The 17,281-nt window shown below is 63.0% G+C and carries 10 protein-coding genes; all 10 read left to right on the top strand.

What is annotated here, in order from left to right; translation table 11 throughout:
- The first annotated feature begins 153 nt into the window (after window positions 1–153).
- The 10 genes from E4L96_RS21025 (at window position 154) to E4L96_RS20980 (ending at window position 17,277) form a co-directional block, all read left to right on the top strand.
- A complete protein-coding gene (locus E4L96_RS21025; RefSeq protein ID WP_229414668.1) occupies window positions 154–2,031 on the top strand; it encodes a thiamine pyrophosphate-binding protein in 1,878 nt (625 codons plus the stop codon).
- Window positions 2,032–2,081: 50 nt separating this feature from the next.
- Window positions 2,082–2,879 (top strand): citrate synthase family protein, encoded by a 798-nt coding sequence (locus E4L96_RS21020; protein WP_135209171.1) that lies wholly within the window; start codon window positions 2,082–2,084, stop codon window positions 2,877–2,879.
- Window positions 2,876–3,682: a citrate synthase family protein gene (locus E4L96_RS21015; protein ID WP_135209170.1), complete on the top strand. Its 807-nt coding sequence runs from the start codon at window positions 2,876–2,878 to the stop codon at window positions 3,680–3,682. The genes E4L96_RS21020 and E4L96_RS21015 overlap by 4 nt, the downstream gene beginning before the upstream one ends.
- 74 nt (window positions 3,683–3,756) lie before the next feature.
- The gene (locus tag E4L96_RS21010; protein WP_229414666.1) at window positions 3,757–5,910 is read left to right on the top strand and encodes a TonB-dependent receptor plug domain-containing protein; all 2,154 of its coding nucleotides are present in this window, start codon (window positions 3,757–3,759) and stop codon (window positions 5,908–5,910) included.
- A 128-nt stretch (window positions 5,911–6,038) separates the two neighbouring features.
- Window positions 6,039–7,400: a diguanylate cyclase gene (locus tag E4L96_RS21005; RefSeq protein ID WP_135209169.1), complete on the top strand. Its 1,362-nt coding sequence runs from the start codon at window positions 6,039–6,041 to the stop codon at window positions 7,398–7,400.
- Between the two features lie 114 nt (window positions 7,401–7,514).
- Window positions 7,515–9,353, top strand: coding sequence for a type VI secretion system baseplate subunit TssF (tssF, locus tag E4L96_RS21000; protein WP_135209168.1), 1,839 nt, complete (start codon window positions 7,515–7,517; stop codon window positions 9,351–9,353).
- Window positions 9,317–10,336, top strand: coding sequence for a type VI secretion system baseplate subunit TssG (gene tssG, locus E4L96_RS20995; RefSeq protein ID WP_135209167.1), 1,020 nt, complete (start codon window positions 9,317–9,319; stop codon window positions 10,334–10,336). The genes tssF and tssG overlap by 37 nt, the downstream gene beginning before the upstream one ends.
- Before the next feature lie 4 nt (window positions 10,337–10,340).
- Window positions 10,341–13,151 (top strand): type VI secretion system Vgr family protein, encoded by a 2,811-nt coding sequence (locus tag E4L96_RS20990; protein ID WP_135209166.1) that lies wholly within the window; start codon window positions 10,341–10,343, stop codon window positions 13,149–13,151.
- A complete protein-coding gene (locus tag E4L96_RS20985; protein ID WP_135209165.1) occupies window positions 13,148–15,508 on the top strand; it encodes a T6SS effector phospholipase Tle3 domain-containing protein in 2,361 nt (786 codons plus the stop codon). Before E4L96_RS20990 ends, E4L96_RS20985 begins: the two co-directional genes overlap by 4 nt.
- A 137-nt stretch (window positions 15,509–15,645) precedes the next feature.
- Window positions 15,646–17,277 (top strand): type VI lipase adapter Tla3 domain-containing protein, encoded by a 1,632-nt coding sequence (locus tag E4L96_RS20980; protein WP_167758766.1) that lies wholly within the window; start codon window positions 15,646–15,648, stop codon window positions 17,275–17,277.
- Window positions 17,278–17,281: the final 4 nt, after the last annotated feature.

The raw sequence follows: 17,281 nt of genomic DNA, 5'->3' as shown, positions 1-17,281 counted from the left end.
CTCACCAATTTCCACACGGTTTCACAAAAATAATTTAAAATTACGTGTAGAAACATTAATTACTGCTAAAAAATACACAATAGTCGAAGCAGTCAGTTCTTTCACAATGTAGGCCATGTCCCACGGAGACGTCACGGCCGACCCCGACCAGGTATGACCATGATGCTCGAATCGCCCGGCACCTCCACGCCGGACCTGCTGCGCCAGCTGTCCCAGATTAACCCCAAGCTTGCCGTCCCCCCGATGGATATGGCCGACCTGCTGGTCGCCTACCTCGAACAGATGGGTGTCGAATATGTGTTCGGCATTCCGGGCGGCGCCATCGAACCGCTGTACAACGCCCTCGCCCGCAGCGAACGCCGGGGCAGCATCCGCCACGTACTGGCGCGCCACGAAGCCGGCGCCGCCTCGATGGCCGACGGCTACGCCCGCGAGACCGGCAAGATCGGCGTGTGCATCGCCACCTCCGGCCCCGGCGCGACCAATCTGATCACCGCCGCCGCCACCGCCTACGACAACAACGTCCCGCTGCTGATGGTGACCGGCCAGCCCGCGCTGCCGCACTTCGGCCGCCACCCGCTGCAGGAGTCGTCCTGCACCGGCATCAACGTGCTGGGCATGTTCCGCCACTGCACCCGCTACAACTCCCTGGTCTCCCACGCCAAGCAGTTCGAACCGAAGCTGGTGCAGGCGCTCCAGCACGCGACCCGCACTCCGCGCGGCCCGGTGCACCTGGCCGTACCGGTGGACGTGTTCCGCCAGCCCGCCATGGTCGAAACGCCGTCGTACGACCTCTCCAACCTGCTGCGCCCCTCCTCGCTGGTCGATGATGATGCGGTGGAAGCGCTGCGCGACAAGCTGGCCCAGGCCCGCAAGGTGGTCCTGCTGGTCGGCGGCGGCTGCGGCGAAGCGATTCATTCGATCCTGCAGTTCGCGGGCCTGAAGGGCGCGACCTTCGTCACCACGCCGGACGGCAAAGGCCTCGTCAGCCCGCAGCACCCGCTGTTTCGCGGCGTGTTCGGCTTCGGCGGCCACCAGAGCGCGGACGATGCGCTCACCGATCCGTCGGTCGACATGATCCTGGCCATCGGCGCCAGCATGGGCGAGTGGAACACCGGCGGCTGGTCGAACAGCCTGATGAACGCGCGCATGGTCCACATCGACGAGTCCGAGGACAACCTCGCGCGCACGCCGATGGCCAGCCTGCACATGCGCGGTTCGATCCGCGCCATCTTCAACCGCCTGGTCGAACGCATCCACGACATCCGCATCGGCACCGAAGTCCCGGTCGAGAAGCGCAGCGCGACGCGCGACCTGGCTGCGATCAAGTTCGATCCGGACAGCATCCTGGCCGCGCCGCACGCCTTCACCAGCGACGCCGCACCGATCAAGCCGCAGCGCCTGATGCGCGAACTCTCCAAGATGTTCCCGCCCACCACCCGCTTCCTTGCCGACACCGGCAACAGCGTGGCCTGGGCCACCCACTACCTGCAGCCGCAGGACCGCCGCATGGGCGAGCGCCGCCTCGGCGGCGGCGAGCGCAAACGCGTGCCGGGCCAGCGCACCTCGCATGGCGGCTGGCTGCGCGTGACGATGAACTTCGCGGCCATGGGCTGGGCGATCGGCGGCGCGGTCGGTACCGCGATGGCCAATCCCTCGGTGCCAGTGGTGTGCATCACCGGCGACGGCTCCCTGCTGATGAACGGGCAGGAGATCTCCGTGGCCGTGGCCGAACGCCTGAACTGCATCTTCGTGGTGCTGAACGACCGCGCCCTCGGCATGGTCAAGCACGGCCAGCGCCTGGCCGGTGCGGAGCGCGTCGGCTGCGACATGCCGCCGACCGATTTCGCCATGCTGGCGCGCGCCCTTGGTGCGGACGGCTACACCATCAAGAGCCCGGCCGACCTGGAAGCGCTGGACATGGACGCCATCCTGACCCGCAACGGCCCCACGCTGCTGGACGTGCACATCGACGGCGACGAAGTCCCCCCGATGAACGCCCGCATGCGCGTGCTCGCCGCAAATCAATAACCCCACAACTTGAGCGCTGTCTCCCTCGCCCGGGGAGGCGCATCCTATTCATGAGCGATATCGACAAAGCCGATGTGGTCCACACCCGCATCTGGCGTGAAGAGCCTGAACCCGGCAACGACTTTGCCACCCGCGCCGCCTATGTGCGCGGCTACGACGTGTACGGCCAGATGCTGGGCCGCGCCAGCTGGATCCAGATGCTGGTCCTGCTGCTGCGCGACGAGCTGCCCTCGTCCGAACAGCTGCAAGCCCTCGAAACCCTGGCCGTCGGCCTGGCCAACCCAGGCCCGCGCGACCCATCCGTGCACGCCGCCATGTGCGGCGGCGTGGGCGGCTCCGCCGCTGCCGCCTCGCTGATGGCCGCCCTGGCCGTAGGCGCCGGACGCACCGGCGGCGCGCGCGACGTGCTGGACGCCATCCGCATGTGGTCCGACTGCGGCATGAGCGTGGACGCCTGGCAGGCCAACGGCGGCCCGCGTGCCAGCGACCCGGTGGAAGCCTTCCCCGACCGCGAACATACCCCCGGCTTCGACCCGAACGGCACCGTCACCCCGACCGTCGTGCGCCAGCTGCTGGCCGCCGTGGCCAGCGGCGCGCAAACGCCGCGCACCACCTGGCTGCACGCCAACCTGGACGCGCTCACCCACGCTATCGGCAAGCCGCTGGCCATGAGTGGCGTGGCTGCCGCCCTGTTCGCGGACCTCGGCTTCACCGGCCCGGAAGGCGAGATGCTGTTCCTGCTCCTGCGCTTGCCCGGCGCCGCCGCCCACGCGCTGGAGCAGCAGCACCACGGCTACCGCCGCTTCCCCTTCTACCAGATCGACCTGCAATCGGAGCAAGCGCCATGAGCGGCCCGGACATCCTCCAACAGAACACCGGCCGCCTGCAAACGGCCATGGGCCAGTGCTTCCCCGGCACCCACACCATCTTCCGCGGCCACGACCTGCATCAGGAGTTGCTGGACATGGACTGGGTGGGCCTGTACGTATTCTCCATCACCGGCCGCAAGCTGAGCGACGCCCAGGTGCGGATGCTGCACGCGATCTGGGTCTGCACCAGCTACCCGGACACCCGCCTGTGGAATAACCGCGTGGCCTCGCTGGCCGCCTCCAACCGCAGCAGCGCGAACCTCGGCATCGTGGCCGGGCTGGCCCTGTCCGAAGCCACCACCTATGGCGGCCAAGCGGGCCTGCGCTCGATCACCTTCATCACCCAAGCGATGCAGAAAGTCGAGCAAGGCGCCAGCATCGAGGACGTGGTCCTGGCCGAAAAAGCCGCGCGCCGCATCTACGGCTACGGGCGCCCGATCAACTCCATCGACGAACGCAACCCCTTCATCATGCAGGTGGCGCGCGAGAATGGGCTGGACCAGGGCAAGCACGTGCTGCTGGCCCACGAGATCGAAAAGGTGCTGGTCCCGCGCTTTCCCAAGCTGAAGATGAACTACGCCGCCCTGCACGCGGCCCTCATCGCCGACATGGGACTCACCCCGCGCGACTACCAGATGGTGCGGGTGCCGACCTTCCTGGCCGGGATGCCGCCCTGCGTGGCCGATGCCGCCGCCAAGCCCGAAGGCACCCTGTTCCCGACGCCCTGCTCCGGCATCGCCTACGAAGGCGTGGCCGGGCGAGTGTGGCCGCCCAGCCGCTAGGGCAAACTGCCCCTTTCGAAAAATGTATCCCTCAGGCTACAATGGCCTGAGCATTACATAAGAGGGGATCGCCAATGACGTCGAGCGCTGCCATGCGCCTGGCCCTGATGGCGGTGCTGGTCACCCAGGCCTGCACCGCAATGGGACGCCAGGTTACTCAAGACACGCCTCAACGCAGCTCACCGCTGGCCCAGGCCAGCGAGGAAGAAGAACTGAGCCAGATCTACGGCGACAAGGAGACCGTCTCCATCGCCACCGGCAGCGCGCAGTCGTTGCGGCGTGCGCCAGCGGTGGCCACCGTGATCACGGCCCAGGACATCGCCGCCATGGGCGCCACGGACCTGGACCAGGTGCTGGAATCGGTGCCGGGCGTGCACGTGGCCCGCGCTGCCTCCATGTACGCGCCGCTGTACGTGGTGCGCGGCATCGTCACGCAGTACACCCCGCAGCTGCTGGTCCTCCAGAACGGCATCCCCGTCACCACCCTGTTCCAGGGGAACAAGGGCAACCTGTGGGGCGGCTACCCGGTCGAACATATCGCCCGTATCGAGATCATTCGCGGCCCCGGCTCGGCGCTGTACGGATCGGACGCCTTCTCGGGCGTCATCAAAATCATCACCAAGTCCGCGGCGGATGCCCAAGGCACCGACATCGGTGGCCGCATCGGCTCCTTCAACTCGCGTGACGCCTGGGTCCAGCATGGCGGCAAGGCCGGTCCGGCGGACTACTCGGCCTATATCCGCGTCGGCGAGACCGATGGTTTCGACTCCACCATTGACGCCGACGCCCAGACCCGCAACGACGCGCTGTTCGGCACCCACGCCAGCCTCGCGCCCGGCCAGGTGCAGACCGGCGGCAAGGCCATCGACGCCAACTTCGACGCCACCTGGGGCAACTGGCGCCTGCGCGCCGGCTACAAGGAACGGCATGACCTGGGCAGCGGCGCGGGCGTGGCCTATGCGCTGGACCCGGTCGGTAAATCGAAGAGCGAACGGATCACCTCGGACCTCTCGTGGACGGACAACCAGTTCGCCAAGGACTGGGCGCTGGGCGTGTCACTGAGCTCCTTGCAGTACATGCAGCTGATCCCGACCGACTACCAGCTGCTGCCGCCGGGCGCGCGCCTGCCGACTGGCCCCTTCCCGCTCGGGATGTTCGGTGCGCCGGAAACGTGGGAGCGCCAGTTCCGCCTGGGCGGCTTTGCCAGCTACACCGGCATCGACGATCACCACATCCGCATCGGCATCGGCCACGATGACCTGGACCTGTACCGCACGCGCGAGCGCCGCAACTTCAGCTACAGCACTTCCGGGACGCCGATTCCGCTGGCCGGCGGCCAGGCGGTGGAAATCGCACCGGAACTGAGCTTCCTGCTGCCGCACCGCCGCCGCATCGACTACGTGTACCTGCAGGACGAATGGCGCCTCGCCAACGACTGGTCGGTCACGGCCGGTGTGCGGCATGACCGCTACTCCGACTTCGGCGGCACCACCAATCCGCGCGTGGCCGTGGTGTGGGACGCGGCGCTGAATCTCACGGCCAAGCTGCTGTACGGCCGCGCGTTCCGCGCCCCGGCTTTCATCGAGAGCTACGGCATGAGCAATCCGGTCGCCCTGGGCAACCCGAACCTCAAGCCGGAGACCAACAACACGATCGAAGGCTCGGTCAACTGGCAGGTCAGCTCGGACGCGCTGCTCAACGTGACCGTGTACCATTACGCGATGAACGACATCATCCGCGCGGTGCCTAACACGGTCCCGAACACCGGATCGACCTATGCCAACAGGGGTGCGCAGAACGGCAAGGGCCTGGAAGTGGAAGGCACCTGGGACGTCACGCGCGACCTGCGCCTGACCGGCAGCCTCGCGCTGCAGCGCTCGATCGACGAGACCACGCACACCGACGCCGGCTACGCGCCGCGCAAGCACCTGTTCGCGCGCGCGGACTGGCACTTTGCGGGCGACTATCAGGCCAGCCTGCAGGCCAACTGGGTGGCGGACCGCCGCCGTCCTGCGGGCGATGCGCGTACCGCCATCCCCGACTACACCACGGTGGACCTGGCCCTGCGCACCAAGCGTGGCTGGCGCAATGTCGACTTCACGCTGGCCCTGCGCAATGTGTTCAACGCGGACGTGCGTGAACCGAGCCTGGCCCCCGGCCTGGCCCTGCCGCACGACCTGCCGATGGCGCCGCGCACCGCGTCGTTGCAGGCGGTCTACCACTTCTGATAACGGTTGGTTGCACGAGTACAACAGCCGTATCCTGTGTTCAAGGGACACGGCTGTAAGGCCTAAGATTTTTCCCACCGTCACTACAGCGGCGGTATGATCAGCGCTGGGACATATTGAACACCAGCATGATTCCGTACCGTACGCATACACAGGACACGCCCCGCGAAGCCGCGATTTTGATCGTCGACGACGCACCCACCAACCTGAGCGTCCTGCGCAAGATGATGGTCCAGCAGGGCTATCAGACTTTCGTCGCCAACTCCGGCGAACGCGCGCTCAAGATCGCGCGCCGCGTACATCCGGACCTGATCCTGCTGGACGTTGTCATGCCGGGCATGGATGGCATCGAAACCTGCCGCCAGCTCAAGGCGCACGCGGTCACCGAGCGCATTCCGGTGATCTTCATGAGCGCGCGCGACGAGACCGATGACGTGGTCGCGGGCTTCGACATCGGCGGCGTGGACTACATCACCAAGCCCTATCGCATGGCCGAAGTATGTGCGCGCGTGCGCACCCAGCTCCAGATCCGCAGCCAGGCCGAGACCCAGCAGCAGCAGGCCGACCGCCTGCGCACCATCGTCAACAGCATGGGCGAAGGGCTGATGATCATCGAGGCCGATGGCCGCATCCAGTACACCAATCCCGCCTGCGACCAGTACCTGGGCTACCGCGACGGGGAGCTGGCGGGCAGCTCGATCCGCGAGCTGTTCCCCGCGTCGGTGGCGGATGAATACCTGACCTGGTTCCACATGTACGCCAAGCAGCCGGCCGAGACGCGCCAGCAGGCCGCGCGCGAAGTGCCGGTGCGGCTGCACGATGGCAGCGTCAAGTCGATGGATGTGTCGATCACGCCGATGTTTGTGCGCGAGCCGCTGTTCATTGGGCTGTTCCACGACATCACGCACCACAAGCAGTCCGCCACCGCGCTGCAGCGCGCCGCGCTGGCCGACCCGCTGACCAAGATCGCCAACCGGCGCCACTTCGACAGCTTCCTTGACAAGGAATGGCAGCGCGCGGTGCGCAGCGGCGCGCCCTTGTCGCTGGTGGTGCTGGATGTGGACCACTTCAAGCTCTATAACGACACGCTGGGGCACCAGCAGGGCGACCTCTGTCTGCAGAGGGTGGCGGAGGCGGTGCAGGCCCACGCCATGCGCGCCACCGACCTCGCGGCGCGCTACGGCGGCGAGGAGTTCGTGCTGCTGTTTGCCGATACGCCACCCGCTGCGGCGGCCCAGCTGGCGGAGACCATCCGCCAGCACATCGAGGGGCTGCGGATCCCGCATCCGAAGTCGCCCACGTCGCCGTGGATCACGGTCAGCATCGGCGTGGCCACGCTCGCGCCCACGCAGCTCGACAGCGTCGAACGCCTGTTCGTCGCCGCCGACCGCGCCATGTACACCGCCAAGGAAAGCGGCCGCAATCGCGTGGAGGCCGTCGGTTCGGCCACTACCGCGTGGGAGGCGGTGAAGGCGTTGTCGGCGATCTGAGACACCCTCCGGTTCCTTCCGCTCAGCTCGGTTTTCGTTTGCGATAGCGCAAACGTCCACGTTTTGGCATGGCAATAATTGATCCTCATCAGTGCCATGCCATGAGGTGGGTCGGTGCAGGAACTTCTCCGGTATTACGAACGTGAGCTCGCCCAGAACGAGGTTCTAAGGGAGGAGTTCGCGCGGCGGTACCCGGCGCTGGCTTCCCATCTTGGCGTGAACGCGGCCGGGGCGGAACAGGATCCGCACATCCGGAGGCTACTGCAGGGTGTGGCCCTGATGAACGCTCACACGGCGATGCGGATCGACCGCAATTACGACCGGTTCACGGAAGCGCTCCTGAACGTCAACTATCCGCATTATCTGCGGCCTTTCCCCTCCTGCACCATCGTCCAGTTCGACGCCGCCCGGCGGGCCGGCCGCGCCAAAGCCGAGAATGTGACCAGCGTCCCTCGCGGTTCGATGCTGCACGGCCCCGTCATGGATGGGGTGCGCTACCAGTTCCAGACTGTGTTTCCAGTCGAGATAGCCCCGGTATCGCTGGCGGCCGCGCGATTCGGCCCCGTGCCGCGCGATCTGGCGGGCCTGGGGATCCCGCCTGGCGTCACCCACTGCATTGGCCTGACATTCGAAAACCAGTCGTCCCGCACAGGGATTGCATCCGTCCTCCCGGATCACTTGAACCTGTTCCTGGACGCCGACGCTGCCCTGTCCTCCTGCCTGCGCGACACGCTCTCCATGAGTGTGTCTTCGATCTGGACCGAGTGCGACGGCAATGCGATCGCGATACGGGAATCCATTCTCGACACGCCCGGTTTCGCAGACGAGGAAGCATTGCTGCCCTACCCTTCGCGCTCCCATCAAGCCTACCGCCTCCTGCTGGAATTCGGCTGCTTCCCGGAGAAGTTCAACTTCCTCAGGCTGGATATGCGGGCGGTGAAACGCTCAGTTTCGCCTTCGGCCGAGCAGTTCAGCATTTACTTCGCCGTTCGCCTGTCGCGGCACGACGCGGCCATTGGAGATATGCTCGCGCAGCTCACGCCGGATCATCTGCGCCTCGGCTGCACTCCGGCGGTCAACCTCTTTCCCAAAGCGGCGTGCCCGGTGAGCCTGGATCACACCAAGGCCGAATACTCCTTGCCATCCGACTCCGTCAATCCGCGCTGTTTCGACATTTACAGCGTCGATTCGGTCACCGCCATCGAAGGAAACGGCGACGACTCCCGCCTCATGGAGTACCACCCCTATTACTCGCTGCGTCATGGCGAATCGGGACCGTCAGGCCGCTATTGGCTCATGCGCCGGGATCCTCACTTGGCGCACATCAGCCCCGGCCACGAGCATTTCATCTCCTTCGTCGATCTGGAATTCGATCCCCTGTCTGCACATGAGGCCAGCGTTTCCATAGGACTGACCTGCACCAACGGCCATCTGCCCACCCAGATGCGGTTCGGCGCACCCGACGGCGATTTCAGCATGGCGAATACCACGGGCGGCGTACCGATTCGGATGCTGCGCAAGCCAACACCGCCCTACCGTTTGCCCTCAAGCGATCAATGGAGGCTGGTGTCTCACCTGTCCTTGAATAACAGCTCGCTGATGGGCCATGACACGGCCCCGCTCTCCGAACTCCTCACGCTGTACAACCTGCCCCGTTCAGCCGCGATGCAAAAGCAGATCGACGGGATCGCAGCAATGACAAGCAGGCAGGCGCGCATTCCCTGGCAGGACCGGCACTACTCCGGCTTTCTGCACGGCGTTGAAATCAGCTTGTCGATGAACGAGGAGGCGTACGCCGGTACTGGGCTGCACGCCTTCACGCAGCTGCTCGATCATTTTTTCGGCTTATACGTTCACCTCAACAGCTTCGTGCAGTTGGTCGTGGTCTCGGCCCAGACCGGAAAGGAGATTCTGCGATGCGCCCCCCGCAGCGGAAGCCAAACTTCTCTCTGACGCAAAAACTGCTGCGAGAGCCCTTCAAGTTCCAACTCTCGCAGGCGGCGAAGGTCGCCCAGGCGCGGGTGGACCGGCCCGCGCAAGCAGGCGGAGAAACGAGGCGCATGCGCATCCGGTACCAGAATCACGCGGGCCTGCATTCCCCTACGGCTGGCATAGAAGCCTTCCGGGCCGACATCCCGGAGACTGGTGAAGGCCTGCCAAAGAACGTGACCCTCACCCCATCCACCGGCGGACTGCTCGGAACCGGAGGCACCCTTCCCTATCACTACACAGAAGCGCTACTGGCGGCTGGGAACCGGGGCGCCGCCATTCTGGGGTTCTTCGATTTCGTCGCGCAGCGTGCGCACGCCTTGGGGGTTCAAGCCCACACCTCGGAGCAGGCGGAGCTGCCTGATTTGCGCACGATCGGGTGCAGTTTGGCGGGCTTCCCGGGGCAATCTTCGAATGCCCAGCAGGCTCGATCCGAAGAATACCTGCCAGCGGATTTCGCAGCATTTTATGCGGTGATCCTGCGGCATCCAACGGTCTCCGCCAGCACGCTCGGGCAGGTTCTCAGTGAATTTTTCTGCGTACCAGTGCAAGTTGAGGAATTTGTCCCTGAAATGCTGGACTTTGAACCCGGAGAGCAGGTCTGCCTGGGGAAGCACGGGACTCTGGGCGGCGGGTTCGCATTGGGTGCCCGCGCCATGTGCAAGCAAAAGCGAGTGCGTCTCAGGATTGGCCCGCTTTCATTGAACTCATATCAGCAGTTCCTGCCACGCGGTCCGGCGGCCGCCGCCCTTGCGGCTGTGTTGAGACTATTTCGTGTCGCCGCATTGTCATTTGAAGTGCAGCTTGTCCTCAAGGCCGACGCTATCGAAGCACCTCAGCTCCGCTCCGATGCAAACTGGCGCCTGGGACACTCCTCATTTCTGACTTCCGCCGTCAACACCGTTGATCGCGAAGGAGTCTGTTACCAGCTTGATCTCCATGGGTGATCGAATGGCCGAAAATTCGCTTTCATTTTCTGCGTTGCTGGAATACGCCCTTCAGGCGCAGAACCGCCCCCTGTCGCTCGTTCTGTCGCGGCAGGACGGCAGCGGTGAGGACGAGCTCCTGCCCCAAAAGGTCATCGGACGAGAACAGGTTTGCGGGGGATTTGAATACAGAATCCTGTGCCTATCCTCCAGCGCCACTTCACCGCTGAAATCCTTTATTGGTGTACCGGCGGAACTCAGAATCGTCACGGACCGCGGCGATCTCCGGCGGGTCTGCGGCATCATTCGCCAAGCCTCATCTGGACAAAGCGATGGCGCCCTGGCGACTTACCAGATCGTCATCACGGATGCCTTGGCGATCATGGAAGCCAGGACCAACACGCGAGTCTTCCGCAATATGAACGAACTCGACGTGGTGCGCGTGTTGACATCGGAATGGCGCGAGCGCAATACGGTCCTGCGACGCTCTTTCGAACTCGACATCGACGCCGCTCTCGCGGCCCGTCAAATCCCCAAGCGCGAGTTCATCATGCAGCACAATGAATCGGACGCCGGCTTTATCCGCCGACTGCTTCAACGCCGCGGCATCTCGTGGTTCTTCCGTTCTGGCTTGCCAGAGCGCGCTGGCCAGCGATCCAACGATCAGGCTGTGGGCCATGCGCTCGTCCTATTCCAGGACACGAGCCGGCTGCGAGCAAATGCCGCGGGTACCGTGCGCTTTCACCGCGACGCCGCCACCGAGCAGCGCGACTCCGTCACCGCCTGGAGCGCCGTACGCTCACTGCAGCCGGGGAATATCGCCCTGCAGAGCTGGGACTACAAAAAACCGGCCAGCACGGATTTCATGGCAACGAGTTCGCCCGTCCGGCATGACCAGGGCGATGGCGGCAATTCCCTTGCAGGTTTGCTGGAAAATTATGAGGTCGCCCCGCCTCATTTCGCCGACAGTGCCCTCGATCTGACCGACCTTGGGAATGTTCATGCCTCGCACTTTGCCTACGAAGCGAAAGTCTTCCAGGGAGAGGGCGGAGTGCGCGATCTCGCCGTCGGCGAGTGGATTGGCCTGAGCGGACAACCTGAGATCGATACCCATCCACAGGTTGAACGTGAATTCGTCATCACGTCGCTGCTGTTGGCGGCACAGAACAACCTGCCGAAGGAAGTCACCGCGCGGGTTCACCGGCTCTTTAACCACAGTGGATGGGGCGAGGGCGACTACCGGATGTTCGAGAACATCGATGGCGAACCGATTCGGTTCAAGAGCCGGTTTACCTGCGTGCGGCGCGGCAGCCGTATCGTTCCGCCGCAGCCCGTCTTACCACGCACGCAACTGCAAAGCGCCATTGTCGTCGGCCCGCCGAATGAAGAAATCTGGTGCGACGAGCTCGGGCGGGTGAAAGTACGCTTCCCAGCGACGCGCCCGGAAGATCACGCGCACGCCGCCGGCGCTGGAGCCTCAAACTCAGACATCGATTCAGCCTGGGTACGCGTTGCCACAAGCTGGGCCGGAAATGGCCCGGGGAGTACCGAACAATGTGGCACCCGGTATTTGCCACGGATTGGCTCCGAAGTCCTGATCGACTTTTCTGGGGGCGACCCAGACAAGCCGGTCATCATCGGCCAGCTCTATAACGGGAGTGGTGTCCCGCCTGCGTTCCATCGCGAATCGCCTTTGCCAGGAACGAAATATCAGTCCGGTTTGCGCAGCCGCGAGATCCGCGGGGCACGCGGCAGTCAGCTTCGGTTTGATGACACGACGGGCCAGATCAGTGCGCAGCTGGCGAGCGACCACGCCTCCAGTGAGCTCAACCTTGGCTTTATGACCGAACCGCGCGCCGATGGTTCATCCAACCCCAGAGGTGAAGGCGCAGAACTGCGCACCAGTGAGGCCATCGCTTTGCACGCAGCACGAGGCATATTTTTGAGCGCTTGGAAGCTTCTCGGTACGGGGACCACGAAAGGCAGCCAGCTGGAGCGCGAGGAGTTCCTCAGCTTGATGCGCGAGTGTGGCGAGCTGTTCGCATCGCTCGGGAATTATGCGGGCAGCCATAACGGCCTGCCGATCGACGCCAAGGACCAGGACGACCTGCTCGGCCGCTTCGAGAAGTGGGAGGACGGGAGTAACACCAAGCCCAAGGCGCCGGAGCCGCGGGAACCGGTCATTGGGGTGACCTCACCGGCTGGCATCGGATTCGCAAGCTCCCAGGCGATCGTCAGCTACTCGGCCAGGAACATCGACACAGTCGCGCAGCAACACCTTCAAATGGTGGCCGGGCAGCGCGTGAATCTGAATGCTGGCAATGGCCTGTCTCTGTTCGCGCAGAGCGGCGGGATGCACGCCATTGCGCACAACGGCAAGTTGATTCTTCAAAGCCAGCACGGGGATACCGAACTCGCCGCGAGCGACAACGTAAAGATCACTGCCACGAAAGGCACCGTCACTATCGCGGCGGATAAGCTCCTTTTCGTGACAACCGACGGCTCATTCATCAAATTAGGTGACGGTCCACCGGTCATCGGCAGCAAGCATCAGCTCAAATTCCACGCACCGCAATTCACTTGGGACGGCCCGGAGACGATGAGCTCACAACTTCCAAGATTCGACGACGGCGGCACAGACCTTCAGTTCGCTCCTCACTACTACCCGTACCTCGACGGTGGAGTACCGGCAAGCGGTCTCCACTACGAACTCGAATCCGCAGCCGCGGCGAGCAGCAACGGGGTCACGGACGGGGGCGGGAAGACCACGACATTGACGCACGGACAGATGCAATTTGCGACAATCAATCTCGTCAGGAAGGACGAACAGTCATGACCAAGCAAAAAAGCGCAGGACTGTACAAGAAGCTTCCATTCAGCGTCGGAACCGCAGACGGCGTGACACTTCCCGGCCAGGGCAACGAAAGGATCCTCGCGGCCAAGCACAATCTGCCCGGTTCCATCATTCTCGTGCATGGCGTCAACGATGTGGGCACAGGCTACGACGCGGTGGAATCGGGCCTATGCGAAGGCTTGACGACGCGCTTGTGCGGCGACATCCGACCCGCGACGTATCGAATGCCGCAAGCCGCCGATCGCGAGAAGCTGGAGGAGGATCCGGACGCGGTGTTCTACAAGCGCCACATCACCAACACTGCGTACAGTCCAGTGATCCCGTTCTACTGGGGCTTTCGCGAAGAACTGGACAAAGTCGGCGACTGGAAAAAGACCCCGCATGGACAAGCAGTTGACCGTTACGGGAACCGTCTGGACAGGGACTATTCGAAGGGTGGCGGGCCGTTTTCGAATGCGACCAACTCGCTCCCAGAGATGTGGAATCGCGGGAAGAGCGACGCCCACGGAGCGCTTGACTGGATGGCGCACGATGCAACTCGTCCCATCCTAAGAAATCCGGGCCGACTCTACATGATCTTGGCGGCCCGACGGCTAGCGGCGCTCATCACGATGATCCGTGACTACGATGAAGACGAAACGGTCTCGATCGTCGCGCACAGCCAGGGCTGTATGCTCAGCCTGTTGGCGCAGGCTTTTCTCCTGGATCCCAAAATGAAGGACATCCAGCCCAATGCACGTCCCGCGGACACGCTGATCTTGTGCAACCCACCGTACAGCTTGGTCGATGAGGTACCGAAACTGGCTGGAATGGTTGACGGTTATTCAGGCGAAGACGCGCAAATGAGGGAAGACGACCGCTACCGGCACATTACCGGCGGCCAAACACTTCATGCGCGATTGACCACGTTGGCAAACATTGTCAAAGGCGTGGCTGCGCAAAAGCACGAGTCGCCTCCGCTCGCGGAACTCACGGACACGCGAAAACACTTCGGCACTGTTGGACCCAAGTGGACGGCCAGCGCTGACCGCGACAACCGAGGCAAGGTCTACCTCTATTTTTCGCCTGAGGACATGACCGTGGCGCTCGCCAATGTGCAAGGGATCGGGTGGCAGGGGGTGCCTGACTACCAGCGGGGCCATCGACTCCAGTCTGGGCAAGCCAACGTTGGTGCAGGTTTCAAAGACAATGCGCCGATCCGCAAGACGACACAAGTACCGCGCCCGTTCGTATGTAGGCCTCTCGCGGAACTGGGCGGAACGTTTCTTCAACGCATATTCACATTGAAGCGTCGACCCGATCCACAGAACGGCAGATTCGTCATGCTCGGACAAGGCACCCATGACTTCATACTTCGGTTACCTGGTGAGGACGATCACGCGCATACAGCTGACAGTGATAAATGGACGAGCAATCACATCGCCCGCGCTCACCTGCCGACCCACGGCGACGCGCCGGCCGACGCGTCACCCGATGAGCGCACACGCCACGCTGTCCGACGTATCACCGGTGAACCGCTGCCAAAGCCCATTTGCGCCAGCATGGCCGAAGGCGCTTTCACGGATGCGCAGTACCGGTACGGTGCGAGCGAACACGTCGATCAAGTCGACGCCTCGACCGCTGTTACCAGTGATTACGGCATAAACAAACATTGGGAATGCCTCACGGATCCCACCGGGCCCTGGAATAACTTGCACGGCTATGTATCGATGCGAAGCCCAAATCCCGAGCTGTACGATGGAAAAGTCGCGAAGGTCAACGAGCACTCTCCGGCACTCGCTGAGCGTCTCAATCGGAGCAAGGACAATGCTGACAAGCGTGAGATTAAGAACTTGTACTTGTGCCTGGACAGCGGATACAGACCGCGCCCGCTTAACCCGCCCAAGCTATTGATCGAGCGGAACGAGACGGCCAACGAGGCTCGCAAGCGCTGGCAAAAGACGGACGCGCCCCGCTCATTTCACAGCGCCATATATGGCGGCCGCAAGAATCACAGCCACGTGACGGCCTATGACGTCGCCATCGGCGGAGGACATGCGCCGACCCACCCGCTGTTCTACCTGTACCTGTGCGCGGTGGCTGATTGGCGGTTAAAGCAACCGGATGTGCGTGAAACCATACGTCTTGGAATACTCACAAGGGACAATTTCATTAGTCAGTTCGCGTGCTATTGGAGCGCTGAACCAAAATGGCGCACGGAGCTGATTGAAGCCAACATAACATATTACTCAACCGGCCAACTTCCGAAGAATCTCCCATTGCCCCCGGAATTACCACCGGCCCTGACCGTTGAATCGATGTCACCATTCACTACGAACGCGAAGCGGGTGACTTCATGAATATCAACAGAAAAACGCGGCATGGCAATGGTAGACCAAGAATTCACAGAATTGCTCTCGCACTAGTTCTCGCATTTGCTTCTTTCATTGCCTTCGCACGCGATGGATTGGCGGCACACAACCAACCGGAGACGAGCATGAACAAAGTGTGGTGGTTCTTTGCGGTCGCATTAGGGATTGGAGCGCTACTTGGCGGACGTTGGCTGCTGGCCGCCCGCGAGACCAGTACGAGGCAGGCGCAGGCTGCTGCTGCCGCAGAGGCGATGCGGTTGCAGCGGTCGCTAGCACACACTGAAAATGGCCGCCGTGAATACGTATTGGAGGTCATCAGCCTAGGAGTCACGCTGGACAAGTACAGGCAGGGAAAGTTGTGGGATGTTCTGCAAACCGCCACACCCTACACATCGATTCGAGAACAGGATCCGAAAAAATATCCTTGGTTGAACAACGACAAGCTCGGCACAAGTGGCAGTCGCAGTGGCGACACCTTGGAAAATGGAGCGGCATACACGCTATCGGAGTGGGGGGTTCCGGTATTCAATGCCAGGCCACCAAGTATGAGTGATGATCAGGATGGGCCACAGTCGCCTGACATGGGTTTGGCGAACTCGGCCGTGTCGTCTGGCATGGCAAGTCTCCTGTTCGTGGCTGGTCCGCGTCGATTTGCGGAGCGGCCGGACCGAATCCTCGAAGATGTATTCGATTTTTTCGACACTCATCCAGACATCCCGTATGTCGTGTTGAACTCGGATGACGACCTAGCCCTACGAGAACTGTCACAGGCATCTGGATCACCGCCCCTCGTCAAGACCGGCTACTACGTCCCAGAAATGCCAGACTCCTCGGCCCTATTGGTACTGGCCCGGCGCGAAAGGGTAGATCCTGTCCGGCCCTTCGCTTATGACGATATCGATGACTTGCGCCTCGGCGTGGAGGTGCTGAATCGCGATGGGGTAGCGCGCCGACTGTATCTGGGATACTTGGACTTGAAGAAGACAGTACCGAGGCCGAAGGAACCCGCATGGCGGACCGAACGCACCGTCACGGTCGCCGAATGGCTGGACTTCGCCGCCAAATTCGCCGTGCGTCCAGACATCCGGGGGACCGGACCGACCAGCTTTTTGGACCGGGAATTCAAAGCCAAGCATTTGCCACCGCTGGACTGGAAATCAACGCCCTGGTTCCCCGTTCCCTGGAGCAAAACCCAACTGGCTGATTTCGACAAGCTGCCCACGCTGGGTTTCGTCCATCGGCCCGTGTTCATCAAGATGACCGACGAACACGGCAAGCCGCTCGCCCGACGCGATGCCCGCGAAAAGGCGCTATTTAAAGGATTACAAGAAGCGCTCCATACCCTGCCGGAAGGTGAACGCGCGAAGGGCCCAGCGCGGGTCATCGCCGCCACCAACAACCAAACCGAGCAGTTGATTGCACTCGAACGCGTGCTGCACGAGTACGCCGCACAGGGTGGTCCTGAGATCGACAGCGGCAAGCTAGACCAATTCATCAATATCGACCGCCGCTTGGGCAATACTGGCGCCGCCACCCTGTTTATGGAGATGGCGATTGGCGTCATGGGCAGCTACCGCGCCGGCGGTCCGAGCCTTGCGATCAACTTACGCGATCCGCACGAGGCCAGCCTTGTTTTCATAAGCCCGCCCTCGGAAGAGAAGCGCAAGTCCCAGGAACACGCACGAGGCGGTGACGTGTTCCGCAGTATCAAATCGATGGCCATCGACCCGGCAAATTACGCTGAGTCGACCCATTAAGCGG

Source organism: Zemynaea arenosa, assembly GCF_004614185.1.
In the GTDB taxonomy this organism is placed as follows: Bacteria; Pseudomonadota; Gammaproteobacteria; order Burkholderiales; family Burkholderiaceae_D; genus Telluria; species Telluria arenosa.
Note: the sequence above shows the minus strand (reverse complement) of the source record. Positions and strands in the feature narration are given on the sequence as shown.